Annotated in this window: 23 protein-coding genes and 2 riboswitches; of the genes, 16 read left to right on the top strand and 7 right to left on the bottom strand. The window is 38.8% G+C overall.

The annotated features are described in order from the left end of the window. Positions 1 to 155: 155 nt before the first annotated feature. The 11 genes from LS41612_RS12625 (at position 156) to panF (ending at position 10,939) form a co-directional block, all read left to right on the top strand. Complete coding sequence (locus LS41612_RS12625; protein WP_024361803.1) at positions 156 to 1,385, top strand: substrate-binding domain-containing protein; 1,230 nt, start codon at positions 156 to 158, stop codon at positions 1,383 to 1,385. A gap of 113 nt (positions 1,386 to 1,498) precedes the next feature. Next, positions 1,499 to 2,275 carry an ABC transporter ATP-binding protein gene (locus tag LS41612_RS12620; protein ID WP_024361802.1) on the top strand — a complete coding sequence of 259 codons (777 nt, stop codon included), beginning with the start codon at positions 1,499 to 1,501 and terminating at the stop codon, positions 2,273 to 2,275. Further along, complete coding sequence (locus tag LS41612_RS12615) at positions 2,250 to 2,957, top strand: ABC transporter ATP-binding protein (protein WP_024361801.1); 708 nt, start codon at positions 2,250 to 2,252, stop codon at positions 2,955 to 2,957. Before LS41612_RS12620 ends, LS41612_RS12615 begins: the two co-directional genes overlap by 26 nt. A gap of 15 nt (positions 2,958 to 2,972) precedes the next feature. Next, positions 2,973 to 3,845, top strand: a complete 873-nt coding sequence (locus LS41612_RS12610; RefSeq protein WP_024361800.1) for a branched-chain amino acid ABC transporter permease — start codon at positions 2,973 to 2,975, stop codon at positions 3,843 to 3,845. Beyond that, complete coding sequence (locus tag LS41612_RS12605) at positions 3,842 to 4,861, top strand: branched-chain amino acid ABC transporter permease (protein ID WP_024361799.1); 1,020 nt, start codon at positions 3,842 to 3,844, stop codon at positions 4,859 to 4,861. The genes LS41612_RS12610 and LS41612_RS12605 overlap by 4 nt, the downstream gene beginning before the upstream one ends. Next, positions 4,858 to 5,862 carry a 3-oxoacyl-ACP synthase gene (locus LS41612_RS12600; protein WP_024361798.1) on the top strand — a complete coding sequence of 335 codons (1,005 nt, stop codon included), beginning with the start codon at positions 4,858 to 4,860 and terminating at the stop codon, positions 5,860 to 5,862. The genes LS41612_RS12605 and LS41612_RS12600 overlap by 4 nt, the downstream gene beginning before the upstream one ends. Before the next feature lie 12 nt (positions 5,863 to 5,874). Continuing rightward, positions 5,875 to 6,786 (top strand): intracellular short-chain-length polyhydroxyalkanoate depolymerase, encoded by a 912-nt coding sequence (phaZ, locus tag LS41612_RS12595; RefSeq protein ID WP_024361797.1) that lies wholly within the window; start codon positions 5,875 to 5,877, stop codon positions 6,784 to 6,786. Further along, positions 6,770 to 7,501, top strand: coding sequence for a 3-oxoacyl-ACP reductase FabG (fabG, locus tag LS41612_RS12590; protein ID WP_024361796.1), 732 nt, complete (start codon positions 6,770 to 6,772; stop codon positions 7,499 to 7,501). Before phaZ ends, fabG begins: the two co-directional genes overlap by 17 nt. Before the next feature lie 17 nt (positions 7,502 to 7,518). Continuing rightward, positions 7,519 to 8,985, top strand: a complete 1,467-nt coding sequence (locus LS41612_RS12585; RefSeq protein WP_024361795.1) for a class I adenylate-forming enzyme family protein — start codon at positions 7,519 to 7,521, stop codon at positions 8,983 to 8,985. 245 nt (positions 8,986 to 9,230) lie between these two features. Then, entirely contained in the window at positions 9,231 to 9,494 is a 264-nt protein-coding gene (locus tag LS41612_RS12580) for a YhdT family protein (RefSeq protein ID WP_024361794.1), read from the top strand. Further along, entirely contained in the window at positions 9,494 to 10,939 is a 1,446-nt protein-coding gene (gene panF, locus LS41612_RS12575; RefSeq protein ID WP_024361793.1) for a sodium/pantothenate symporter, read from the top strand. The genes LS41612_RS12580 and panF overlap by 1 nt, the downstream gene beginning before the upstream one ends. 95 nt (positions 10,940 to 11,034) lie before the next feature. On the opposite strand, the gene LS41612_RS12570 is transcribed toward panF, so the two are convergent. After that, positions 11,035 to 11,406 carry a nucleotide excision repair endonuclease gene (locus LS41612_RS12570; RefSeq protein WP_024361792.1) on the bottom strand — a complete coding sequence of 124 codons (372 nt, stop codon included), beginning with the start codon at positions 11,404 to 11,406 and terminating at the stop codon, positions 11,035 to 11,037. 243 nt (positions 11,407 to 11,649) lie between these two features. Then, positions 11,650 to 11,759: riboswitch (SAM riboswitch) on the top strand. A gap of 101 nt (positions 11,760 to 11,860) precedes the next feature. Between LS41612_RS12570 and metA the strand changes: the two genes are divergently transcribed. Then, entirely contained in the window at positions 11,861 to 12,796 is a 936-nt protein-coding gene (gene metA, locus LS41612_RS12565; RefSeq protein WP_024361791.1) for a homoserine O-acetyltransferase MetA, read from the top strand. Between the two features lie 77 nt (positions 12,797 to 12,873). Here the strand turns inward: metA and LS41612_RS12560 are convergent, their stop codons facing one another. The 6 genes from LS41612_RS12560 to plsY form a co-directional block, all read right to left on the bottom strand. Further along, positions 12,874 to 14,031, bottom strand: coding sequence for a GerAB/ArcD/ProY family transporter (locus tag LS41612_RS12560; protein WP_024361790.1), 1,158 nt, complete (start codon positions 14,029 to 14,031; stop codon positions 12,874 to 12,876). Positions 14,032 to 14,059: 28 nt separating this feature from the next. Further along, positions 14,060 to 14,290: a hypothetical protein gene (locus tag LS41612_RS12555; protein ID WP_024361789.1), complete on the bottom strand. Its 231-nt coding sequence runs from the start codon at positions 14,288 to 14,290 to the stop codon at positions 14,060 to 14,062. 6 nt (positions 14,291 to 14,296) lie between these two features. Then, positions 14,297 to 15,493, bottom strand: coding sequence for a Ger(x)C family spore germination protein (locus LS41612_RS12550; RefSeq protein ID WP_024361788.1), 1,197 nt, complete (start codon positions 15,491 to 15,493; stop codon positions 14,297 to 14,299). A 28-nt stretch (positions 15,494 to 15,521) separates the two neighbouring features. Next, positions 15,522 to 17,057: a spore germination protein gene (locus tag LS41612_RS12545; RefSeq protein WP_024361787.1), complete on the bottom strand. Its 1,536-nt coding sequence runs from the start codon at positions 17,055 to 17,057 to the stop codon at positions 15,522 to 15,524. A gap of 145 nt (positions 17,058 to 17,202) precedes the next feature. After that, on the bottom strand, positions 17,203 to 17,493 hold the full coding sequence (locus tag LS41612_RS12540; protein ID WP_024361786.1) for a HesB/YadR/YfhF family protein: 291 nt from the start codon (positions 17,491 to 17,493) through the stop codon (positions 17,203 to 17,205). A gap of 19 nt (positions 17,494 to 17,512) precedes the next feature. Then, on the bottom strand, positions 17,513 to 18,115 hold the full coding sequence (gene plsY / locus LS41612_RS12535; RefSeq protein ID WP_024361785.1) for a glycerol-3-phosphate 1-O-acyltransferase PlsY: 603 nt from the start codon (positions 18,113 to 18,115) through the stop codon (positions 17,513 to 17,515). A gap of 656 nt (positions 18,116 to 18,771) precedes the next feature. Here plsY and parE point away from each other — a divergent pair. From parE to LS41612_RS12515, 4 genes are all read left to right on the top strand, one after another. Further along, entirely contained in the window at positions 18,772 to 20,748 is a 1,977-nt protein-coding gene (gene parE / locus LS41612_RS12530; protein ID WP_024361784.1) for a DNA topoisomerase IV subunit B, read from the top strand. Then, entirely contained in the window at positions 20,745 to 23,177 is a 2,433-nt protein-coding gene (parC, locus tag LS41612_RS12525) for a DNA topoisomerase IV subunit A (RefSeq protein WP_024361783.1), read from the top strand. The genes parE and parC overlap by 4 nt, the downstream gene beginning before the upstream one ends. Positions 23,178 to 23,375: 198 nt before the next feature. Next, positions 23,376 to 23,487: riboswitch (TPP riboswitch) on the top strand. A 200-nt stretch (positions 23,488 to 23,687) separates the two neighbouring features. Next, positions 23,688 to 24,686 (top strand): ABC transporter substrate-binding protein, encoded by a 999-nt coding sequence (locus tag LS41612_RS12520; protein WP_024361782.1) that lies wholly within the window; start codon positions 23,688 to 23,690, stop codon positions 24,684 to 24,686. Continuing rightward, the gene (locus tag LS41612_RS12515) at positions 24,687 to 24,980 is read left to right on the top strand and encodes a thiamine-binding protein (RefSeq protein ID WP_024361781.1); all 294 of its coding nucleotides are present in this window, start codon (positions 24,687 to 24,689) and stop codon (positions 24,978 to 24,980) included. Position 24,981 lies beyond the last annotated feature (1 nt).

The following is a 24,981-nucleotide window of genomic DNA, read 5'->3' as shown; positions in this document are numbered from 1 at the left end:
ATTACTTGAATGAGTTTGGTCATGAGCCAAACTCATTTTTTATTTTCTTTAAATTAATATCCCAAATTTGTAACTGATTTGTAACTGGACTTTTATATAGTAAATGCATGGCGAAGAAAGCGCTTTCTATAGTTCACAATGAAAGGGGTTTTGGGATGAAAAAGTATTGGTTAGTGTTACTGTTAGCCGTTTTGACTTTGTTGATAGCAGCTTGTAATGGGGAAGGAGCAAAAGAAAGCTCCACTGACAATTCTGCTTCCAAGGAAGCGGAAGGAGAACAAGGTGGCACGATTAAAATCGGAGTACTGGCGTCATTGACAGGTGCTTTAGAATCATACGGAAAGCAAACACAGCGTGGGTTTGACTTAGGTATCGAATATGCAACAAACGGTAGCATGGAGGTAAACGGTAAAAAAATAGAAATTGTCTATGAAGATACAGAAACGAAACCCGAAGTAGCTGTACAAAAGGCTACCAAACTGCTAGAAGATGATAAAGTCGATTTTTTAGTTGGTTCATCTAGCTCTGGTGATACGCTCGCTGTCCTGCCATTAGCCGAGGAATACGAAAAAATTATGGTCGTTGAACCAGCAGTAGCTGATAGCATTACTGGTGCAGAATTTAATGACTATATATTCCGTACAGGGCGAAACTCCTCACAAGATGCATATGCTGCAGCGGCTGCTATTGCTAACAAGGGCGTTAAAATTGCAACATTTGCTCCTGATTACTCATTCGGCTGGGATGGGGTAAAAGCATTTAAAACAGCGGCGGAAAAACTAGGTGCAGACATTGTTTTAGAAGAATATGCCGATCCAGCAGCAACGGATTTTACATCTAATTTGCAAAAAGTGATTGATGCCAAGCCGGATTATTTATTTGTTGTGTGGGCTGGGGCTAACTCGCCTTGGAATCAAATTGCCGATCTTAAAATTCAAGAGAAAGGCATTAAAATTTCTACAGGCGCGCCAGATATTATTGCCCTAAAGTTTATGAATCCGCTAATAGGAATGGAAGGGTTCTCGGTGTACTATCATACGTTGCCACAAAATGATGTGAATCAATGGTTAGTTGAGGAGCACCAAAAACGCTTTGATGAAGTGCCAGATTTATTTACACCTGGTGGGATGTCTGCCGCGATTTCGATTGTAGAAGCGTTGAAAAAATCGCAAGGGGATGCGGAAGGAAAGAAACTAATTGGCATTATGGAAGGAATGTCATTTGAAACGCCAAAAGGCACAATGACTTTCCGAAAAGAAGATCATCAAGCCTTACAGTCGATGTATTCGATTCGTTTAGAACAACAAGAGGGTGTTGACTATCCAGTGCCCGTGCTAATTCGTGAGCTTAGTCCTGAGGAAACGGCACCACCGATTTCGAATTAGACGATCCTTCCTTTACTTGGAGAGACAGAAAAAACAATGTCATTCTGTCTCTCTTCATCTCTTCTTTGGAAGAACAGGTGAAGAGCAATAGAAACATTGGAAAGGAGATTAATATGGAACCTATTTTGCGAACAGAAAATTTAACGATTCGATTTGGTGGTCATATTGCGGTCGATCATGTGAATTTTACAATGCCAGAAAAACATTTGAAATCCATTATAGGTCCGAATGGGGCAGGCAAAACGACATTTTTTAATCTAATTAGTGGAGAGTTAAAACCCACTGTTGGTGATGTGTATTTTAAAGGACAGTCGCTTGCGCAAGCATCTTCGGTTGAAAGAACACGTATGGGGCTAGGCCGTTCATTTCAAATTACAAATGTTTTTCCAAATTTAACAGTGTTAGAAAATGTGCGACTAGCTGTGCAATCTAAAGAAAAAATACGTTATCAAATGTTTCGTCATTTTAAAAGTTATCAAGCAATTACAGAAAAAGCGGAAGAGCTATTGACGCTTGTTTTACTCCATAACAAAAGAGATGCGTTGACAACGATGCTGTCGCATGGGGAAAAACGCAAATTAGAAATTGCGATGTTGCTTGCATTGGATACAGAAATTTTACTGCTAGATGAGCCTACTGCCGGTATGTCATTAGAAGAAGTACCAGCTATTTTAGAAGTAATTCGAACAATTAAACATAAAGGGGATAAAACCATTCTGTTAATTGAACACAAGATGGATATGATTTTGGATTTGTCTGATTCCATTATGGTGTTATTTAATGGTCAGCTTCTTGCCGATGGAACGCCAGATGCCATTATGCAAAATGAAACCGTACAAAATGCTTATTTAGGAGGTCTGTATGATGAACACCTTACTGAAATTACATGATGTTCATACGCATATTGGGCAATACCATATTTTGCAGGGTGTGAATTTTGAGGCGATGGCAGGGCAGGTCAGTGTTCTACTAGGGAGAAACGGCGCGGGGAAAACAACCACATTAAAAACGATTATGGGCTTGACACCCGCTTCACAAGGCGATGTTCAATTTCAAATGCAATCGATAAAAAAAAGCCCAACCCACAAAGTGGCGAAATTAGGTATTGGCTATGTACCCGAAAACCAAGGAATCTTTTCCGATTTAACGGTAGAAGAAAATATGAAAGTGGCGATGCGCAAAGAGAATACGGCTGCTATGGAGCGACAGCAGTATGTACTAGAGCTTTTTCCGGATTTAAAGAAATTTTGGAAAAAAGCTGGTGGCCATCTTTCTGGTGGTCAAAAACAAATGCTATCAATGGCAAGAGCATTTATCAATGATAGTCAATTGATTTTGATTGACGAGCCTTCTAAAGGGCTTGCGCCAATTGTTGTGGAGAAAGTGATGGAAGCCATTGTTGAAATGAAGAAGCAAACGTCCATTGTCCTTGTGGAGCAAAACTTTATGATGGCCAGTCGAATTGGCGATACGTATACATTAATTGATGATGGTAAAACAGTACATTCAGGAAACATGAAAGAGCTTATCCAAAATGAAGAGTTGAAGCGTAAATATCTTGGCATCGGATAAAGGAGGTGTAGTTTATTGGAGCTAATTGTAAATTTGGTTATTAACGGGCTGGCTACAGGCATGTTAATCTTTTTGCTTGCAGCAGGGCTGACATTAATTTTTGGGCTAATGGATGTTTTGAATTTTGCACATGGTGGATTATTTGTCTGGGGTGCCTATGCAGGGATATTTACGTATATGTACACAGAAAGTTTCTTAATTGGCATTATTGGAGCGCTTGTTGCAGGTGGCATTTTAGGTTTATTAACAGAAAAGTTTATTATTACACCAGTATATGGTAATCATATTCAACAAATATTAATCACTTTAGGGTTAATGCTTGTATTACAAGAGATGATTAAGGTTGTGTTTGGCCCAAATGGTGTGTCCGTGAAAACACCCAGCTATTTAGCAGGGAGTTGGGAATTTGGCGATGTCATTATAATTAAATATCGATTATTTATTATTGTAGTAGGTTTTGTGATTTTCGGGATTTTCCAATACATGCTGAAGCGAACAAAGATTGGGCTAATTGTTCGAGCGGGTGTACAGGATAAAGAAATGGCGCAAGCACTTGGTATTCATATTAAACAAGTATTCTTATATGTCTTTATGGTAGGTGCTACTTTAGCCGCATTGAGCGGTATGTTAATGGCACCATATTCGGGTGTTATTTATGCCGAGATGGGGATGGAATATGCAATATTAGGCTTTATCGTTGTTGTGATAGGTGGCATGGGAAGTTTTTCAGGCTCGCTGCTCGCTGCAATTTTAGTAGGGCTTGCTGGTAGTTTTATGGCTTATTATGTACCGGTGTTATCACTTGCTGTCAATATGATCCTCATGGCCATCGTGCTAATTTTCCGACCACAAGGCTTATTTACAATCGGGAAGGAGCGATCGCCATGATGAAAAAGCTGACGTGGAAGCATCTTAGTTTTGTTCTTATGTTAGCAATCCTCGTACTTCTGCCATTCGTCAATGATTCAAGGACATTGATTATCTTATTAACGCAAATTTTTATCTTTGGTATTTTAGCAATGAGCTATGATATTTTGCTTGGCTATACAGGGATAGTATCGTTTGGGCACGCCATGTTCTTTGGAATAGGTGCTTATACAACAGCAGTCATGCTGAAGCAAGTCGATACGACACTTTCTATCTTTTTATTGTCCATTGTTGTAGGGATGTTTTTAGCAGGCATTGTTAGTTTTGTTGTTGGATTACTAACTTTGCGTTTAAAAAGTCACTTTTTTGCGATGCTCACACTCGCTTTTTCTGGATTGTTTTTAGTTGTTGCTGAAAAATGGCGTTCCATTACATATGGCAATGACGGGTTTACATTTAGAGCACCAGAAATGTTTAAAGATCGTATAACCTTTTATTTCTTTGTACTCGCATGTTTAGTAGTTGTTTTTATTACGCTCTATCGCTTCGTACAGTCACCAACCGGGCGTATTTTAATCGCGGTGCGCGAAAATGAGCAAAGAACAAAATCATTAGGATTTCAGACCTTACATTATAAAGTAATCGCATCAATTATAGCTGGGACGGTAGCTAGCTTAGCGGGTTCACTTTATGCGCTGTCATTACGATTTGTTAATACAAGTGTTATGACGATGGACATCACGCTAGATGCATTATTAATGACGATTATTGGAGGCGTCGGTACATTAGTTGGACCATTGCTTGGTGCTGCCGTGATTGAGTATGCACAACATACACTTTCAGGCATGGCGAGAGATTATCCAATTTTTGAACGTTGGATTATTTTCTTTGGCATTCTCTATATTTTAGCCGTCATCTTTTTCCCAAAAGGGATTATAGGCTCCATCCGTTTTATGATTTGGAATTGGAGAAGGAAGCTTAAAGCAAAAAGGAAAACACCACCTGCCCTGTCACATGAAAAGGAGGGGTTTGAATGACTGTAGGTATTGTCAGTACAGGAATCTATATGCCCAAAAGGAAAATGACCGCAACCGAAATTGCAGCACGTTCGATGATTCCTGAGCACATTATTCGACATAAATTGGGTATACACGAAAAACCAATTCCTGATGAACAGGATCATACGGTGCAAATGGGCATTTGGGCTGCACAAGAGGCTATACAAAAAGCAGGGATTGAACCTAAAACAATTGATGTCGTGATGTATATAGGGGAAGAACATAAGGAATATCCACTTTGGACGGCTTCCATCAAAATGCAAGAAGAGCTTGGTGCCGTCAATGCTTGGGCATTCGATGTGCAGTTACGCTGTGGGACGACGATTATGGCACTAAAGTTAGCGAAAAGCTTAATGGAATCTGATGACAGCATTCACACCGTGTTACTTGCAGGAGGATATCGAAATGTTGATTTTATCGATTATCGCAATCCGAGAACACGCTTTATGTATAATTTGGGCGCTGGCGGGGGTGCTATTGTTTTACAAAAAAATTACAAGCACAACCATTTATTAGAGGCGGATATTATGACAGATGGTTCTTTTTCAGAGGATGTTGTTGTCCCCGTTGGAGGCACTAAAAAGCCTCTGACACCAGAAGATTTAGCGAATAACTTGTACCAATTAGATGTTTTAGATCCAGTCGGTATGAAAGAACGGCTTGAGCAAAAATCTTTAAATAATTTTTTAAAGGTCATTCGTACATCTTTAGCGAAAAGTGGATTAAAAGAAGAACATATTCGCTACATCGCCATGCTTCATATGAAGCGCTCTGCGCACGCATATATCCTATCAGAACTTGGTTTGAAAGAGGAACAATCCATTTATCTTCAAGACTATGGTCATATTGGACAAATTGATCAAATATTATCATTACAGCTTGCGTTAGAGCAAAAGCGTATTGTGGATGGGGACATTGTCACGCTTGTTAGTGCGGGTATCGGCTATGTATGGGGAGCTATAACAATTCGCTGGGGATAGGGAGGAAGCACGATGTTACAAAAGGTTCAACTAAAAAATGGGGAAACAATGGCTTATCGTAAGCGGGATGGAGGTAATCAAACGTTATTGTGTATTCATGGGAATATGACCTCCTCCAAACATTGGGATGTGCTGTTGGTATCTCTAGATACAAACTACACGATTTATGCCATTGATTTAAGAGGTTTTGGAGGTTCATCTTATCATCAACCTATTCACGCAATTCAAGATTTTAGTGATGATGTCAAACTATTTGTGGATGCCATTGACTTAGACCATTTTGACATGATTGGCTGGTCCACAGGCGGAGCAGTATGCATGCAGTTTGTTGCAAATTATCCGGGTTATTGTCAACGGCTGATTTTATTAGCTTCCGCTTCGACAAGGGGGTATCCATTTTATAGTGATTTCGGTACGGGCAATCCAGCCGCATTCAAAAGAGCTGCCACGTATCAAGAAGTACTGATGGATACGTCGAAAACAAAGACGGTACAAGGTTTCTACGATACAAAAAATAGCCAAGGTTTAAAGTCGATTTGGGATACATTCATTTATACCCATCGTCAGCCCGACCCTGAACACTATGATGCCTATGTAGCCGATATGCTCACACAAAGAAATTTAGCCGAAGTTTACCACGCGTTAAATACTTTTAATTTAAGTGCAGTAGATAATGAAGTGGCGAAAGGGACGAATGAAGTACAACAACTAAACATTCCGATTTTAGTGTTAAGAGGAGACCGTGACTTAGTGATTACGGAGCAAATGAATGAGGAAACAATGGGCGATTTAGCAAAGCATGCACAATTTGTTAGTTTAAAAAATTGTGGGCATTCTCCGCTAATCGATGATTTACAACAACTGCTATTTGAAATTGAAACATTTTTACAATTTGGAGGGAAAATCAATGCGCTTAAACAATAAAGTAGCCATTATTACAGGGGCGGCAAACGGGATAGGATTTGCTGCAGCAGAACGATTCATAGAAGAAGGAGCCGTTGTATATCTTGCGGATTTTGATGACAACGCGGGAAAAATGGCAGCCAATCAACTAGGTGAAAAAGCTATATTCGTGCAGGTTAACGTAGCAGATAGAGAGTGTGTGAAAAAGCTTGTGACAACTGTGATCGAGCAAGCTGGTCGCATTGATATTTTAGTAAATAATGCAGGAATAACACGCGATGCCATGTTGTCAAAAATGACAGAAGACCAATTTCAACAAGTACTTGATGTCAACTTGTCAGGAGTTTTCCACTGCACGCAAGAAGTTAGTGTTCATATGATAGCTGCTGGATACGGAAAAATTATTAATACCTCCTCGGTAAGTGGTGTATATGGAAATGTAGGGCAAACAAATTATGCTGCTTCAAAGGCGGCGATTGTAGGTATGACAAAAACATGGGCAAAAGAGTTAGGGCGTAAAGGCATCAATGTAAATGCGGTGGCACCTGGATTTACAGAAACTGAAATGGTCAAAAAGATGCCTGAAACGGTACTGGAAAAAATGCGTGCAATCGTGCCACTTCAACGATTAGGTACACCTAGGGATATTGCTAATGCTTATTTATTTTTAGCATCTGAAGAGGCTTCCTATGTCCACGGTCATACACTCCATGTGGATGGCGCTATTATGATGTGATAAAGGAGGAGTTCAAGATGTTTGCAGAGCAAGCTTGGATTTTAAATCGTGCATCTTTAACACCGAATCGGCCAGCATTAGTGAACTTAGAAACAAATGAACAATGGACTTATCGGCAATTAACACTTGAAATCGCCAAATGGAGCCATTTTTTTGAAGTTCAAGGATTACAATCAGGTAGCCGAGTAGCGGTTTTTTCTCGAAATAATAGTCACTTATTTGCTATATTATTTGCTTGTGGATTACGGGGTCTGATTTATGTTCCTTTAAACTGGCGCTTAAGTGCAGAGGAGTTAAATGAAATTGTTGCGGATGCTACACCTTCTTTACTTTTATATGACCAAGGAATACCATGCCCTTTACAACTTGCAATGATGTACCCTATTCAACAAGTTCTGCCGTCAGCGACTATTGCGAGCTCAATAGAACTGGATTTAAATGAACCTTGGCTAATGATTTATACAGGTGGCACAACTGGCAAAGCAAAGGGGGTAGTGTTGTCTTTCAATTCTGTAAATTGGAATGCAATTAATACAATTATTAGTTGGGGGTTATGTGAAGACGATTGTACGTTAAACTATATGCCCATGTTTCATACGGGTGGGCTTAACGCACTATCCATTCCATTGTTAATGGCGGGTGGGACGGTTGTTATCGGTGATAAGTTTGAAGCGGAAACAGCACTCAAAGCAATTAATTTCTATAAGACAACGATTTCGCTTTTTGTCCCAACGATGTATCAAGCGATGATAACGACAAACTATTTTCACAAAAGTAGTTTTCCCACTGTAAAAGTGTTTTTATCTGGCGGCGCACCGTGCCCTCTTCCGATATATGATGCATTTTTTAAAAAGGGACTTTTTTTTAAAGAAGGTTATGGCTTAACAGAGGCTGGACCGAACAATTTTTATATCTCACGTGAAGAAGCCTATGTCAAAAAGGGGGCAGTGGGTAAAAGTATGCAATTTAATGAGGCGAAAATTATCAATCAAGCGGGTGAAAGCTGCGCTGCCCATGAAGTAGGCGAACTGTTCGTTAGAGGCAAGCATATGTTTCGATTTTATTGGAATAATCAGCAGGAAACCGACAATACGATACGAGATGGCTGGTTAAGGACTGGTGATTTAGCGACAATGGATGAAGAAGGGTATTTTTATATCGTCGGTCGTAGGAAAGACATGATTATTAGTGGTGGGGAGAACGTCTATCCGCAAGAAGTGGAGCAATGCATACTTCGTCATCAGCTCGTAAAAGAAGCGGCAGTCATTGGAGCACCAGATAATTATTGGGGCGAAGTTGTCACAGCATTTATTGTCTGCCATCATAAGTCAGATACGTTAGTAGACGAAGTAGAAAACCTGTGTCGAAGCTATTTAGGTCACTATAAAATCCCGAAAAAAATTATTATGATTGATGAATTACCAAAAACGATTGTTGGGAAAATTGATAAAAAAGCACTTCAATTGCAATTAAAAAGCTCTTGAAGATAGGTAAGATGGGTGAAATCGCCATGAAAGACGCCGAAACCGCCAATAAGTGGGAGAAAATCGCCACAAAAATTACAACAATCGTCCGAAAAGGCAGAAAGCGTATTCGGATTGGAGCCTTGTAAGATACCCATTTGATAGGGATTGTTCGCTAACTTTTGCTTTTTTTATCTACTTTTCTCACAATGCTTCCCATTAGTCCTACATCACAGTAAAATAGAGTAGGTTAGGGGGATTCTATTTTGAAAGATCAACGCTTTAAAATTGCGCATCGTGAGGCGCTTATTGGCATTGGGCTTGTATTTGTCAACTTTGCGATTTGGTACGGCTTTGCCTATGGTCTAGGTTCGGGAGATCCAACAGCATATTCGTATGTATTGGGTTTCCCAGCTTGGTTTTTCTATAGTTGTATCGCTGGAACAGGTTTTATGATTGTATTAATCTGGCTCGTCTTAAAGCTCTTTTTTAAAGAGGTACCATTTGATGACGGGGAGGTGGATGAATAATGCATTGGCAAGTTATTTTTCCGCTTCTTGTTTTTTTAATTATTATTTTTGGGATTGGCATATGGGCGAATAAGCATGTTCGTTCATCGAATTCATTTTTACAGGAATATTTTCTTGGCGGTCGTGAAATGGGCGGCTTTATCCTAGCAATGACGATGATTGCCACGTATGGTAGTGCAAGCAGCTTTATCGGTGGACCGGGTGTTGCTTATAATAAAGGGCTTGGATGGGTCTTGTTAGCGATGGCTCAACTGCCAGCAGGCTATTTTGTACTGATGATACTAGGCAAGAAATTTGCCATTATTGCTCGCCGCTATCAAGCGATTACATTAATTGATTTTTTACGTGAACGCTACAAAAGCCATGTCATCGTTATATTGTCAGCGATTAGTATTATTGTCTTTTTATTTTCTGCGATGATGGCACAATGGGTCGGGGGCGCGCGCTTAATTGAATCATTAACAGGTCTTGACTATACAGCAGCACTCTTTATTTTTGCTGTTTCAGTATTAATTTATGTGATTATCGGAGGATTCCGTGCTGTAGCGTTAACGGATACGGTTCAAGGTTCCATTATGGTGATTGGTACTGTAATTTTACTGATTGGGACAATCGTTGCTGGTGGTGGCATCGATCAAATTATGACGTCCCTTGTTGCGGAAAATCCAAACCTAGTGTCACCATTTGGTGCTGAAGGGGAACTGACACCATTGTACGTCTCAACATTTTGGATTTTAATCGGCATTGGTGTGGTAGGGCTTCCTCAAATAGCAGTCCGCGCCATGAGCTATAAAGATTCCAAAAGCATGCATTTAGCGATTATTATTGGCACAATTGCTATTGGGACAATTATGTTCGGGATGCACTTGATTGGTGTATTAGCCCGTCCAGTAATTCCTGGCATTGAAATTGGTGATAAGGTAATGCCGTTGCTTACGTTAAAAGTGCTGCCGCCGTTTTTAGCGGGCATTGTGTTAGCAGCACCGATGGCAGCGACGATGTCTACCGTGAATGCGTTGCTGATGCTAGTTAGTTCAACAGTGGTAAAGGATATTTATTTGAACTATATCAAGCCCACTGCCAATGATCGAGAAATCAAGCGTGCTAGCTTCGTGGTAACAACGGTGATTGGTTTAGCAGTCGTTGTATTTGCGTTAAATCCGCCAGATTTACTTGTTTGGCTCAATTTATTTGCATTTGGTGGCTTAGAGGCTGTCTTTATTTGGTCAGTTGTGCTAGGGTTGTATTGGAAAAAAGCCAATAAATACGGGGCGATTGCGTCCATGATTACGGGCATGACGTTATATATTATGATTGATCGCTTTTATCCGACGATTTTTGGTATGCATACGGTGACCATCCCGATAGTAGCTTCATTGATTATCTTTGTTATCGTCAGTTGGCTAACAGCTCATAAATTTAAAGATGAAAAACTATTTATCTAATGATGAAAACCTCGAGTGACAACGCTTGGGGTTTTTCTTTTTGCCACTATAGAATAGAAAAACCGTTAGCATCATGTATGCTAACGGCTTGAATCTTAATAAAATACTTTATCTAGATTATATTTTGCACGGAATGTGTTAATCGCATATGTTTCGTAAATTTCACGTTCCATTGGATCATCAATTTCATACACTTCGATTTTGAAAATTTCATCACGGTATTTTTTCATTGGTGATACATTATCTTCAAAATGCTTTTTAATACGTTGGCGAATTTTACGTGCTTTCCCTACAAATAATAGCTCATTTTTTTCATTATAAAATAAGAAAATGCCACCTTTTTCGCGAGTGATTTTATGGAAATCAATAAAACCGTGGAAAGGCGTAATTTCTACATCCCCTGGTTTTAATACTTGCTCACGTTGACGAATTACTAAGTCTGGTTTTGGGAGTTCAATTTTAATCAAAATATTCACGTTCCTCTCTGTTACTAAAGGTATATGTTAACATAATACCTCTATGATTGCCATTACGATTTATTGGTTCCATTAATTTTCGTGTATGCCTATTAGAATTGGGACTGGCTGTCAAAAATATAACTTGATAGTAGTGTTTAACAATTCATAAGCTTCCATTCGTTTAAATACAAAATATTCTATGTATTATTGAAATTCTTAATTGTTCATGATACAATTCTTTTTAATTGAATAATCTTATCAAGAGAAGCTGAGGGATTTGGCCCTATGACGCTTCAGCAACCTCTAACATTGTTAGAAAGGTGCTAATTCCACCAAAGGATTTTTCCTTTGAGAGATAAGAGTGAACGTGATAATTATCCTTCTCATTCTTGCTCTTATGGAATGAGGGGGATTTTTTAATTTACATAGAGAGAAAAAAAATGAAAGAAAAGGGGACAACAATATGCCAATTAATATTCCGAAAAACTTACCAGCTGGAGAACATTTACGTGAGGAAAAAATATTCGTCATGGAAGAAGATCGTGCCAAAACACAACAAATTCGTCCGTTAAATATTTTAATATTTAATTTAATGCCGGAAAAAGAGAAAACAGAATTACAATTACTTCGATTGCTTGGAAATACGCCATTACAAGTCAATATAACATTTTTAAATACGGCAACACACGAGTCTAAAAATGTTAGTAAATCGCATTTACAACTCTTTTATTCAACATTTAACGAGATACGTCATCGTCGCTTTGACGGGATGATTATTACGGGTGCACCAGTGGAAAAAATGGCATTTGAAGAAGTGAATTATTGGGAAGAAATCTCAGAGATAATGGATTGGTCTGCTAAAAATGTCACATCTGTCTTGCATATCTGTTGGGGTGCACAGGCTGCCTTATATCATCACTATGGCATCGGAAAATTTGAATTACCAGAAAAGTGTTCGGGTGTATATTCACATGTGATTACGGATTTAACGGTCGATTTAGTAAGAGGATTTAGTGATTTATTTACAGCACCACATTCGCGGTATACTTCTGTTTCAATCGAAGAAGTACGCAATCATCCGGAATTACGTTTACTATCGTATTCAGAAGATGCAGGCGTTTTTATTGTCCAATCAAAAGATAATAAAAATATTATGATTACTGGGCACTTAGAATACGATGCGACAACACTAGCCGATGAATATAGTCGCGATGTGGCAAAAGGAATCGACATTGCAGTGCCTGTTAACTATTTCCCGAATGATGACCCAGCTAAAGAACCTATTAATACATGGCGAGCACATACCCATTTATTATTCTCCAATTGGCTAAACTACTATGTTTATCAAGAAACGCCGTATGAATGGGATTTTGTTGATGAAATTGAATACCATATCTAATTTGTCGCTTTCCATTTGCTTTTGTGAAGATTTAAAAAATCCAATTTCTCAATCGAAATACTGAGAAATTGGATTTTTTATGTTCTTTCACTTGAGTTCAATGTACTTTGGTCAGTTTGTTGATTTGAACAATCACCGGCTGTTTTGCTTTTTATCTTTCGCATTTTTGCAATGACAAGTAATAAGAGGGCTAACAAGACAGTGAATAAGCCTGAATATAGCGGCCAAATTTTTTGATTATAATTATTAGAATGCACAATATTAGGATGAACAATTTGAGACAACGCAATCATGCACATTCCTAATGGCAAAATTAATGGTCGTGGATCTTTAATATTTAGGATTTGTGCTATACCTATTACAGAAGCATAAAAATAGAGAAAAGTTCGAATATAGATGGAGATAATCCACATGACAGCCATAACAATTTCAACACGTTGAAAGAAATTGCCTATAGAAATCCGTTGAGCCAGTGCATAGCTAGGAAATGACTCAATGGAAGTATTCGTTGGACCAATTACGAGTGTTGAGAGGGCGATAATGATAATTAATACAATTCCTCCGCAGAGCGTGCCGAAATAAAATCCTTTTTGTGCTGCTTTCGGTATATTGACAGCAGAAGGGAAAATCATAAGTAACATAACGAGCGGGAATGAAAAAATACTCATAAATTTAAGAATACCGGTTATTAAAGATGTTGTCTTTGTTTCAAAAATAGGTTGGATATTTTCAATATTAATTTGAGGCGAAATACAAACAAGAAATACAATAAATATAAATAGAAATATAGGAAATAGGATTTCTGCTGACCGTGCAAACACTTCAATGCCTAGAAACGATGCAAAAACAAGAATAATGGTAAATAATACAGCAAAGGACAAAGTAGGTGTCTCGGGCATTACTTCTGTTTGCATAAAGATGCCAATAAAATATAACAATTCACTAGCCGAAAAAAATGCGAGAGTGATAAACCCTAGAGAGGTCAAAGTTCCAAAAAATTTACCTAAAATTTTTCCATTTGCTTCGACAAACGTAAGGTGCGGTGTTTGAGTTCCAAGGCTTGTATACAATTTTACAATTAAAAAGCTTAATAAGACGCCAATAGTTGCGCCAATCCATGCATCTTGATGAAGCTGCTTTGTAATGCTCGCTGGCACAATTAATATGGCCGTCCCAATAGAATGGAGAAGGGTAATGATTGTAAATTGTCTGGCACTAAGTAATTGTTTTTCCATTAGTCACTACCCTTTCTAGTCATTCTTATTAAAAAAATGATAATAACATTTTCCTAATAGGTGTAAAAATAAATGTAATAAAATCTAATGGGCTAGGGATATTTATTTTTAAACCAATGGCGATATTTAAAATGGCGCCTATAAACAATAAAATAGAAAAGGCGAATATTGTTTTTTTTTCGCCTTTTTTCAACAATGGGGGAATCATAATATAAGCAATCATCAACGAAACAAGTATGACGATCATGCTAATAAACATCGTGAGTTACTCCTTTGAATTGTACAATAATGAGTTTTGGATTGTTCCTAATCCTTGGGTTGTGACCTGTACATGAATCGTAACAGGTACAGTTGGATAAAGTGTTGACCATTCTTTATGAATCTTTTCCCACTTTTTCGGATCGCTGCGATGGAGTGCCTCGCTAAAACCTAATAAATCGAGCTTATAATTTTTCTGAATAATAGCTAAAGTTTTTTCTGTATGTGCTTTTATCTTTTCTGCTGTCTTTTTGTCGATCTGTTGAATGGTGTGGTTTTGGGTTAAATTAATGGCACAATTCACTTCACCAATATTTTGCGTAACATCAATTTTTATCGTGATGTGCGGCGTACCATTTTTGAAAGTCCCTTTAATTTTGGAGGACGAACTCGTAATTTCAGTGGATAACTCTCCACCTTTAGGGCACGCGAGAACTTCTACTGTACTTTTAATTTTGTTATTCAAGTAATTAAAATAAATACTGTCATCTTCTGATAATAACCCGACTAATTTATCCTCTTTAAACATAGCGATACCCGCATATTTTAAAATAACAGGTGTTTTAATTCTTTCTACATTGGTTTGGTCAATCCCTAATTGCAAATCTCCTTGTATCTCAACTGCTGATAAAACGGCACTTTTTTCTTTACCACTAAGGGTGTTGAGCAATTCATCTGTGCGAACAGATAAGGTTGAGCCCCATGATTTTTCCGACACCTTGATCGAATTTAATAATTTATTGGCGGGCATTTTTTCAATAGGTGTTAAGACATTCAGCACTTCTTTTGCCGCTGTTTTATGAGATACTACAAGATCAAAGTCGTTTCTAAATTCATGATCTCTTGCAATAAAATCTAGTGGTTCGTTTAAGCCTGCCTCTGCTAATTCTTCACCTATTACGACAATTTGCAAATGAGCAAAATAAGGTTTCCGAGGTGTTAACGTTGTCATTCTTCTAATGGCCTCAAACACACTTTTTCCTTTAGCATGGTAGGTAACAACGGGTGCGCGTCCACTGGATGGTTGCTTTGAAGAAATTTGACTCGGATCTACTACTTGAATGGAAACTTCAAAATCCTCATCGACCTTATCGATACCTAGTGCCACGACGATTGCTAATTCGTTTAATTCTCGCTTACTCCAGCAACCACTCAATAATAAAGTGAGGATTAAGAATAACAAAATCATCTTTCTGTTTGACATGATGGATTCCTCATTTGCACTTTAATGTTTAGTTCTTTTTTTCGTGATATTGTTGTTCTCGAACATTATTTTTTTGACTAACCAGTCGGGGTCTTGTCAATAACTTTCTGCGTGGGAACAAGACCATCGCATCTTTTTGGTCTTTTACAATTAATGGCCCGAATGGACTCATATATGGAACACCAAAAGATCTTAAACTACATAAATGAAGGATAATCATCATAATGCCGAACATCACCCCAAATAAACCAAAAATCGCAGCTAATATCATAAGAGGGAAGCGTAGGACACGAATCGTATTTGATAAGCCGTAAGAAGGAAACAGGAAACTACAAATGGCTGTTAATGCCACGATAATGACCATCACCGCGGATACTACGCCAGCTTCCACGGCAGCTTGTCCTATTACTAACGTACCGACAATGGATACGGCTGGACCAATCGTTCTTGGCATCCGTAGACCTGCCTCTCGCAATATTTCAAAGGCAACTTCCATAATTAGTGCTTCAACGACGGCGGGGAAGGGCACGCCTTCTCGCTGTGAAGCGATACTAATAAGCATTGGCGTCGGAAGCATTTCTTGATGAAAGGTCGTAATAGCCACATATAAAGAAGGCATAATTAATGCAAGCGAAATACCAAAAAAACGTAAAAGGCGGATTAGGGAACTAATAATCCAATTTTGGTAATAATCTTCTGCAGCCTGTAAAAAGGATGTAAATACGACAGGGACGGTTAATACAAGAGGTGTTCCATCCACTAATATCGCAATTCGACCTTCTAATAATTCACCGGCAATAACATCTGGCCGTTCTGTATTATAAATCATTGGAAATATGGAATATTTCGAGTCCTGAATAAAATCCTCAATATAGCCGGTTTCTAATACACCATCAATTTTAATTCGATCTAATCGGTCAAGCACCTCTTGTACAATTTTGTCATTGGCTATGCCATTGATATACATAACAGCTACATCTGTTTGGGTTACCTCTCCTATGACCCGAGATTTTATCCAAAGATTAGGGCTTTTTATTTTGCGACGAATGAGTGCTGTGTTGGTCCGCAATGTTTCAGTAAAAGATTCGCGGGGCCCTCTAATCACAGATTCTGTTTGTGGCTCGGTGACGGCTCGATCTTTTGCGTTTTTAGTATCTGTTCCAATTGCCACGGATTGCCCTTCTAATAAAATGACGGTCTCACCATTTAAAATGGACGTAAATAATGCGGTAAAATCAAAAAGATCTTTTACATCACCTACCGCTAAACAATGTTTTTTCATATAGTCATTTATGTTGTCAATTTTATTTTCCGGTTCGTTGTCAATTTCAAGCAGTAGATTTTCAAGTATAAAATCCGTAATAACAGTTTTGTCAGAAATACCATCAATGTTGATAATGGCGATAGATAAACAACCAAGTTTGTCGATAATAATTTCACGAATAATCACATCATTACTATGACCAAGTGCTTCTTTGATTGTAAAAATATTTTCTGAAAGCGAAGTGTGCAGTAAATTCGTTAATGGCTGTTGGGAGGTATTGTTGTTTTCTGAAACGGGCATTTATATTCCTCCTCAGAGTATAGATTGACTAGTATGAGGATGGTCAATTTTGCGGAGAGCTAAACCAAAACAAGTCAACTTAAGATGGTTTAGTTTTGAAATAAAAAAACAGCATTTCCTTTCAATAGCGAAAGGAAATACTGTGTTATTTTTTATAGTCATACTTTAATTCGTGAAGTTGTTCGTCTACATCAACGTGTAAGGTATAATCGTTAAAAAACCATAAATCTTTTTCGTCAATATAGTATGTGACATCGTCTACTACAGTTTGAACGCCTATCTCAATCGGTTCTTCACGTGTCATCCCTAGGGAAAAACCTTCATGAAATGGACTTGAGCCGCCATATCTAGCATAAAAGCGAATTGAATCACCTTTTTCGACTTCCATTTCATTTTTAAACCATTGTAAAGCTTGCGCTGTCAGTGCGATATTCATGCGAGAACTCCTTTCATTTTTAAAGCCATTTAACTTTTGGCTCCGTGCCATTTTTAATGCGCGAAATATTTGCTCGGTGTCGATAAATGATAAAGGTAAATAAAAAGGCTACTAAAATCCCTAATGCAAAGTCGCCTGTCACAAAATAATAGATTATCGAATAAATTAATGCGACGAGTGCCGCAATCATGGATGTGAGGCTGACAATTTTCGTGAGCTTTAATGTTACGATAAAAGTGATGAATAGTAAAATGAATAGAGGCCAAGAATAGCCTAGAAGGACGCCAGCTGAAGTAGCAACCGCTTTACCGCCACGGAAATTTGCAAAGATTGGGAACATATGTCCAATGACCGCAACAAGCCCTAAAATAAGTGAGTGGATCGTGACATCAGCAAATACTGGTAGCGTCACTAGTAACACGGCTGCTGTTCCTTTTAAAACATCCATCACCGTCACCACTAAACCCGCTTTTTTTCCTAATATACGGAAAGTATTGGTAGCCCCTAAATTGCCACTACCATGCTCGCGAATATCTGTTTTGTAAAATATTTTGCCAATCCATAACCCGGAAGGTATAGAGCCGATGAGATAGGCACATAAAATAATAAGTCCGTTTAACATAGGTGGACTCCTTTCATCCAAATAATAACACTTGGTACTAATAGTTTGTAACAAGTATTTTACACTTTTTCTCTTTAATCTACAATGATATGAAGGAGATTTCATCATGAGCCTTGAATTCAATACAAAAGGAAATAGTACTTCATGATTTCAAAAGTCACAGGCTTATGATAGCTTATGTACGGTTATTCGGAACTAGTATTGTATTAATACCTAAGTGCTTTCTTAAAATATAGGTAAAATGGCAATTTTGTCAATCACACATTCCTTTGGTAGAATAGAAGTCTATCTTTAATTTCTCTTGTGAAGCTATTAAAAATCATCACTCAACAGAAAACGCCTACCGATGATGTTTTGGTAGGCTGTAATGTTAAGTAATTAGAAGGCGTTCAATGCTCGCTTTAGTGAAGATAGCGCCTCCTACAGTTGTCGTGGATTTTTGTTTGGTCGTACAAGGCAGTAAGCTTAAAATAAGTGCAGTCATTCATGACAGCAGCCTGCCCTTGATTGGCCTCTAAACAAAGTTCATAGAAGCAATTACGTTGTAGCGTAATTAAAAAAATATATATCTGTCACTAGCTATTGACAGGAAATGCTATTATTATTAGGATGAGAACGTAATCAGAACATGCGTTTGTTTTTTGGAGGGGAATCTTTTGGCGAATAAACAGTCACCTAGCGTCTATAATGATGACGCAATTCAAGTATTAGAAGGATTAGAAGCGGTACGAAAGCGACCCGGCATGTATATCGGTTCCACAGATGGCAGAGGACTTCATCACCTTGTATATGAAATCGTAGATAATGCGGTGGATGAAGCACTTGCTGGCTTTGGTTCTCATATCATTGTCACAATTCATAAAGATCAAAGTTTAAGCGTTCGCGATTTTGGACGTGGAATGCCAACAGGTATGCATAAAATGGGCAAACCTACCCCTGAAATTATTTTCACAGTCTTACATGCAGGTGGTAAATTTGGACAAGGCGGCTATAAAACGAGTGGCGGCTTACACGGTGTTGGCTCATCCGTTGTTAATGCCTTATCGACATTTTTAGAAGTGACGATTCATCGCGATGGCAAAAAATATAAACAGCGTTTTGAAAACGGTGGACATCCTGTGACGACTTTAGAAGAAATCGGACAGACAAAGCAAACAGGCACACTTGTCCATTTCCTGCCAGATGACACGATCTTTTCCGTCACAAAATTTAATTATGATACACTGGCAGAACGTTTACGTGAGTCTGCATTTTTATTAAAAGGATTAAAAATTGAGTTAATTGATCAACGCGAGGAAGGCAAAGGTGATGTTTTCTTTTACGAAAACGGCATTGAAGCTTTCGTTGCGTATTTGAATGAGGAAAAAGATGTTCTTCATCCTGTCAAATATGTAGAGGGTGAGCAAGACGATATCGAAGTTGAATTTGCCTTCCAATTCAACGATGGTTATTCAGAAACAATCTTATCGTTTGTAAACAACGTCCGTACACGTGATGGTGGTACGCATGAAACCGGTGCAAAAGCTGCCTTGACAAGAGTTTTCAATGAATATGCACGGAAAATAGGATTACTAAAAGATAAAGATAAAAATCTTGAAGGGACAGATATTCGCGAAGGTTTAGCAGCAATTGTTTCTGTCCGTATTCCTGAACATTTACTACAATTTGAGGGGCAAACGAAAGGAAAGCTCGGTACAAGTGAAGCGCGTTCGGTAGTCGATAGTGTTGTCTCTGAACAAGTTTTATATGTGCTAGAAGAAAATGCGGAATTGTCTGCATCGCTTGTGCGAAAAGCGATTCGTGCGCAACAAGTACGTGAAGCGGCGCGAAAAGCACGCGAAGATGCCCGTAACGGGAAGAAAAGTAAAAAAGGAAGTACGATTCTTTCAGGAAAGCTAACACCTGCACAATCTCGCAATGCTGCGAAAAACGAATTATATTTAGTCGAAGGTGATTCTGCTGGCGGTTCAGCGAAACAAGGGCGAGATCGTACGTTTCAGGCGATTTTACCGTTGCGCGGTAAAGTCATTAATACCGAAAAAGCGAAGCTCCAAGATATTATGAAAAACGAGGAGATTTCCACAATTATTCATGCTATTGGTGCAGGAGTCGGAGCGGATTTCTCAGTAGAAGATTCAGCCTACGATAAAGTTGTCATTATGACCGATGCTGATACGGATGGCGCACATATTCAGGTGCTCCTATTAACATTCTTCTATCGTTATATGCGCCCATTAATTGAGGCTGGTAAAGTATTTATTGCGTTACCACCACTTTATAAAGTATCAAAGGGTGTAGGGAAAAAAGAGGTCATTGAATATGCTTGGACCGAAAATGATTTACAAAAAGCCATTAAAAAAGTGGGGAAAGGCTATATCCTACAACGTTATAAAGGACTTGGTGAGATGAATGCTGACCAACTGTGGGATACGACGATGAACCCTGAGACACGGACGTTAATTCGTGTCACGATTGAAGATGGGGCACGTGCTGAGCGTCGCGTGACAACGTTAATGGGTGATAAGGTAGAGCCGCGCCGTAAATGGATCGAAGCAAATGTTAACTTCGGCATGGAGGATGATTCGAACATTTTAGACAATGAATTCATCCAACAAGAGGAGGACCAAGCATGAGTAGTACGGAAAAGTTTCAAGATTTACCATTAGAAGAAGTAATGGGAGACCGATTTGGTCGTTATAGTAAGTATATTATTCAAGACCGAGCGTTGCCAGATGCGCGCGACGGTCTTAAACCTGTACAGCGACGTATTTTATTTGCGATGTATACAGAAGGCAATACGAACGATAAACCGTTCCGTAAGTCTGCCAAAACGGTCGGGAATGTAATCGGTAACTACCATCCACACGGTGATAGTTCGGTATATGAAGCGATGGTGCGAATGAGTCAAGATTGGAAAGCGCGCCATATGCTCATTGAAATGCACGGAAATAATGGTTCTGTTGATGGAGATCCACCTGCTGCGATGCGTTATACAGAAGCAAGATTGTCAGCAATTGCAGCTGAAATGTTACGTGATATCGGTAAAAAGACAGTGGAGTTTGTACCGAATTTTGATGATCAGGATATGGAGCCAACAGTATTGCCTGCTCGCTTCCCGAATTTGCTTGTCAACGGGTCGACGGGGATATCTGCTGGTTATGCCACAGATATTCCCCCACATGCACTTGATGAGGTGTTAGATGCCGTTTTAATGCGTTTAGATCAACCGAATTCAACTGTCGATGAGCTAATGACGGTGATTAAAGGCCCTGACTTCCCAACAGGAGGGATTATTCAAGGTGTCGATGGTATTAAAAAGGCATATGAAACTGGACGCGGTAAAATTATTGTTCGAGCTCAAGCAGCCATTGAACCATTAAAAGGCGGGAAAGAGCAAATCGTTATTACAGAGTTACCTTATGATGTGAATAAGGCAAATCTTGTAAAGAAAATTGATGAACAACGCGTCGATAAACGCCTGGAAGGCATTGCAGAAATTCGAGATGAATCAGACCGTACTGGTTTACGCGTCGTGATTGAGTTAAAAAAAGACGTGCCAGCACAGGGCATTTTAAATTACTTATTTAAAACTACTGATTTGCAAGTAGCCTATAACTTTAATATGATTGCGATCCATAATCGTCGTCCAACGATGATGACATTGCCACTGCTACTTGATGCGTACATAGCCCATCAAAAAGAAGTGGTGACAAACCGCTCCATTTATGATTTACAAAAGGCAAAAGACCGTTCTCATATTGTTGATGGCTTGATTAAAGCACTGTCGATTTTAGATGAAGTAATTGCAACAATTCGTTCATCGAATGATAAGCGCGACGCAAAAACAAATTTACAGGTGAAATTTGACTTTACTGAAGTGCAATCGGAGGCGATTGTGAGCTTACAATTATACCGTTTAACGAATACGGATATTACAGAGCTACGTCGTGAACAAGATGAGTTAAATGCACTGATTGCGAAACTAGAAGGTATTTTGCATAGCGGGGCGAAACTTGTACGTGTCATTAAACAAGAATTACTCGACATTAAAAAACGTTTTTCTGAACCACGCCGTTCGAAAATCGAACAAGAGATTGAAGAAATTAAAATTACGTTAGACGTGCTTGTTCCAAGTGAGGATGTTGTGGTCACAGTGACGAAGGATGGCTATATTAAGCGCACATCCACACGTTCGCATGCAGCATCTAATGGACAAGATTTTGCCATGAAAGACTCCGATTATTTACTGTATGAGGCAACGTTAAATACCCAGCATCATCTGTTGTTGTTCACAAATCGTGGGAATTATATTTATCAGCCTGTACATGAATTGCCGGATATTCGTTGGAAAGATCTTGGTCAGCATATCTCAAGTATTGTGCCAACAGGGGAAGATGAAACAATTATTGCAGTCTATGGTTTTGATTCCTTTGAACAGCCAAACATCTATATTTTAACCGCTACAAAGGAAGGGCAAATTAAGCGCTCGCCACTGCCAGATTATGCAGTAACACGTTATTCGAAGCCGATTAAGACGATGAATGTCAAATCAGGCGATGAAATGATCATGGCGGATATTGTTTCAGACGAGGCAGAGCTGTTATTGATTACTGATACAGCCTACGCTATCCGCTTCCCAATTGAAGAACTTCCTGTCACAGGTGTTAAAACGGGTGGCGTGAAAGGTATCACGTTAAAAGATGGGGAAGTACTTGTTGGTGTAACAATATTAAAGCCGTCTGATACAGAGTATGTCGTGATTGTTACCCAACGAGGTGCTGTGAAGAAGATGAATGTCGCTGAAGTCGATATGGCAAGTAGAGCAAAACGTGGTTTAAAAGTGTTAACCGAATTAAAAGCCAATCCACATCGTATAGTTGCGGTAGTAAAAGCAAGTGATCAGGAGCAAGTCATTGTTGAAACAGAAAAAGGCGTAAAAGAAATCATTGATGTCAAAGGTTTAACGCGCGCAGATCGCCATTCGAATGGCTCCTTTAAAATAGATATCGCTACAGACGGTACCATTTCTCATGTAATGAAAATGAAAAAAGAAGAGGAATAATTTATTATGCCCATGTTCTTATACAGAACTGGGCTTTTTTCATCTAGCAAAATGCTTTGGAAAACGAATTACTAATTAGAAAGAAATTTGCTCGCTTATGATAGGCATCGACAGCAAGGCTGATTTTAAAGGTTTAAAAATACGAGCTTGTCATTTGAAGATAGATAGGGGTATAATAATCAACGAAAAGTTCATAAGTTAAGAATGTAGGGGGGCTGGAAGTTGCCAGCTGAGATTGCGTCCGTTCAGATGCTGACCCTTTGAACCTGATTTGGCTCGTACCAGCGTAGGGAACATCTATTCAAAAATATTCGTACACTATTTTTTGATACCGTTTGCAAACGTCTGGGATAATTCCTAGGCGTTTTTTGTTTAAGGATGATGAATTCCCTTAAGCAGATAGAAAACAATGAGCATCGTCTGCAAACGGATTAAAAACAGCATACGCTTTTCTTCTGGTGAAACATTCAATCATGAACACTTTCAAATTACTTGCTAGGAGGATATAGCATGAAAAAATGGTTAATCATTATGGTTGCTGCACTAATTACATTAGTTGGGTGTAGCGCAAAAGAAGACAAAAAAGAGGAAGCCAGTTCAGAAAAAAAAGTATCAGTTGTACTGGACTGGACACCTAATACGAATCATACGGGACTTTATGTGGCGCAAAAGCTTGGCTATTTTAAAGAGCAAGGCTTAGACGTAGAGATTATTTTACCAGGTGATGCAGGTGCTGATCAGCTTGTGGCGTCTGGGAAATCAGAGTTTGGCGTAAGCATCCAAGAAGGCATTACGCAAGCTCGTGTACAAGGTGTACCACTTGTATCGATTGCGGCAATTATTCAACATAATACTTCAGGTTTTGCATCACTCGCTTCAAAAGGCATTACATCACCAAAAGATTACGAAGGAAAAACCTATGGTGGCTGGGGTGCTCCAGTGGAACAAGCTGTTTTACAGTCACTGATGCAAACAGAAAATGCTGATATAAACAAATTAGATATCGTCAATGCGGGAGATATCGACTTTTTCACAATGATGCAAAAGGATATTGATTTTGCGTGGATTTATTATGCTTGGACAGGTATTGAGGCAGAACTTCGTGGGGAAAAGTTAAATATGCAGTATTTAACCGACTATAGTGAGCAGCTTGATTATTACACACCTGTATTGGCAACGAATGAAAAAATGATAAAGGATAATCCTGATGTCGTAAAGGCATTTGTCGCAGCTACTGCCAAAGGCTATGAATATGCGATAGCGCATCCGAGTGAAGCGGCTGATATTTTACTTGAAGCGGTACCTGATTTGGATAAAGAGCTTGTGCATAAAAGTCAGGAATGGTTAGCGGGTAAATATCAAGATGATGCGGCGCAATGGGGAGAACAAAAGTTAGCAGTTTGGGAAAACTATGCGGACTGGATGACACAGAATAACGTTTTAGAAGGCGACTTTAATGCACAACAAGCATTTACAAACGACTTCTTACCAAAGAAAGGAGCAAAATAAATGGCGAATTCATTAATTAGTGTACAAATCATACCTAAAACAGAAAAATATGAGGATGTGATCCCATTTGTAGATGCGGCAATAGCTGTAATCGATGCTTCCGGTGTGCACTATGAGGTGCATCCACTGGAAACAACAATGGAGGGTGAATTATCCACTTTGTTACAAATTATTGAAGAGATGAATAAAAAGATGATTGACTTAGGCGCTATCAATGTTATTACACAAGTGAAAATTTTATATCAGCCAGCTGGTATTACAATGGGAACATTAACGGAGAAATATCGAGGGTGAA

This window comes from Lysinibacillus sphaericus (assembly GCF_002982115.1).
GTDB classification, from domain to species: Bacteria; Bacillota; Bacilli; order Bacillales_A; family Planococcaceae; genus Lysinibacillus; species Lysinibacillus sphaericus.
Note: the sequence above shows the minus strand (reverse complement) of the source record. Positions and strands in the feature narration are given on the sequence as shown.

Coding starts and splice junctions, on each gene's coding strand:
- LS41612_RS12625 (WP_024361803.1), top strand. CDS start 156: ATGAAAAAGTATTGGTTAGTGTTACTGTTAGCCGTTTTGACTTTGTTG.
- LS41612_RS12605 (WP_024361799.1), top strand. CDS start 3,842: ATGATGAAAAAGCTGACGTGGAAGCATCTTAGTTTTGTTCTTATGTTA.
- LS41612_RS12560 (WP_024361790.1), bottom strand. CDS start 14,031: ATGGAAAAACAATTACTTAGTGCCAGACAATTTACAATCATTACCCTT.
- LS41612_RS12620 (WP_024361802.1), top strand. CDS start 1,499: ATGGAACCTATTTTGCGAACAGAAAATTTAACGATTCGATTTGGTGGT.
- LS41612_RS12585 (WP_024361795.1), top strand. CDS start 7,519: ATGTTTGCAGAGCAAGCTTGGATTTTAAATCGTGCATCTTTAACACCG.
- LS41612_RS12545 (WP_024361787.1), bottom strand. CDS start 17,057: ATGCCCGTTTCAGAAAACAACAATACCTCCCAACAGCCATTAACGAAT.
- LS41612_RS12520 (WP_024361782.1), top strand. CDS start 23,688: ATGAAAAAATGGTTAATCATTATGGTTGCTGCACTAATTACATTAGTT.
- LS41612_RS12515 (WP_024361781.1), top strand. CDS start 24,687: ATGGCGAATTCATTAATTAGTGTACAAATCATACCTAAAACAGAAAAA.
- phaZ (WP_024361797.1), top strand. CDS start 5,875: ATGTTACAAAAGGTTCAACTAAAAAATGGGGAAACAATGGCTTATCGT.
- metA (WP_024361791.1), top strand. CDS start 11,861: ATGCCAATTAATATTCCGAAAAACTTACCAGCTGGAGAACATTTACGT.
- plsY (WP_024361785.1), bottom strand. CDS start 18,115: ATGTTAAACGGACTTATTATTTTATGTGCCTATCTCATCGGCTCTATA.
- LS41612_RS12540 (WP_024361786.1), bottom strand. CDS start 17,493: ATGAATATCGCACTGACAGCGCAAGCTTTACAATGGTTTAAAAATGAA.
- LS41612_RS12600 (WP_024361798.1), top strand. CDS start 4,858: ATGACTGTAGGTATTGTCAGTACAGGAATCTATATGCCCAAAAGGAAA.
- fabG (WP_024361796.1), top strand. CDS start 6,770: ATGCGCTTAAACAATAAAGTAGCCATTATTACAGGGGCGGCAAACGGG.
- LS41612_RS12550 (WP_024361788.1), bottom strand. CDS start 15,493: ATGTCAAACAGAAAGATGATTTTGTTATTCTTAATCCTCACTTTATTA.
- LS41612_RS12555 (WP_024361789.1), bottom strand. CDS start 14,290: ATGTTTATTAGCATGATCGTCATACTTGTTTCGTTGATGATTGCTTAT.
- parC (WP_024361783.1), top strand. CDS start 20,745: ATGAGTAGTACGGAAAAGTTTCAAGATTTACCATTAGAAGAAGTAATG.
- panF (WP_024361793.1), top strand. CDS start 9,494: ATGCATTGGCAAGTTATTTTTCCGCTTCTTGTTTTTTTAATTATTATT.
- LS41612_RS12615 (WP_024361801.1), top strand. CDS start 2,250: ATGAACACCTTACTGAAATTACATGATGTTCATACGCATATTGGGCAA.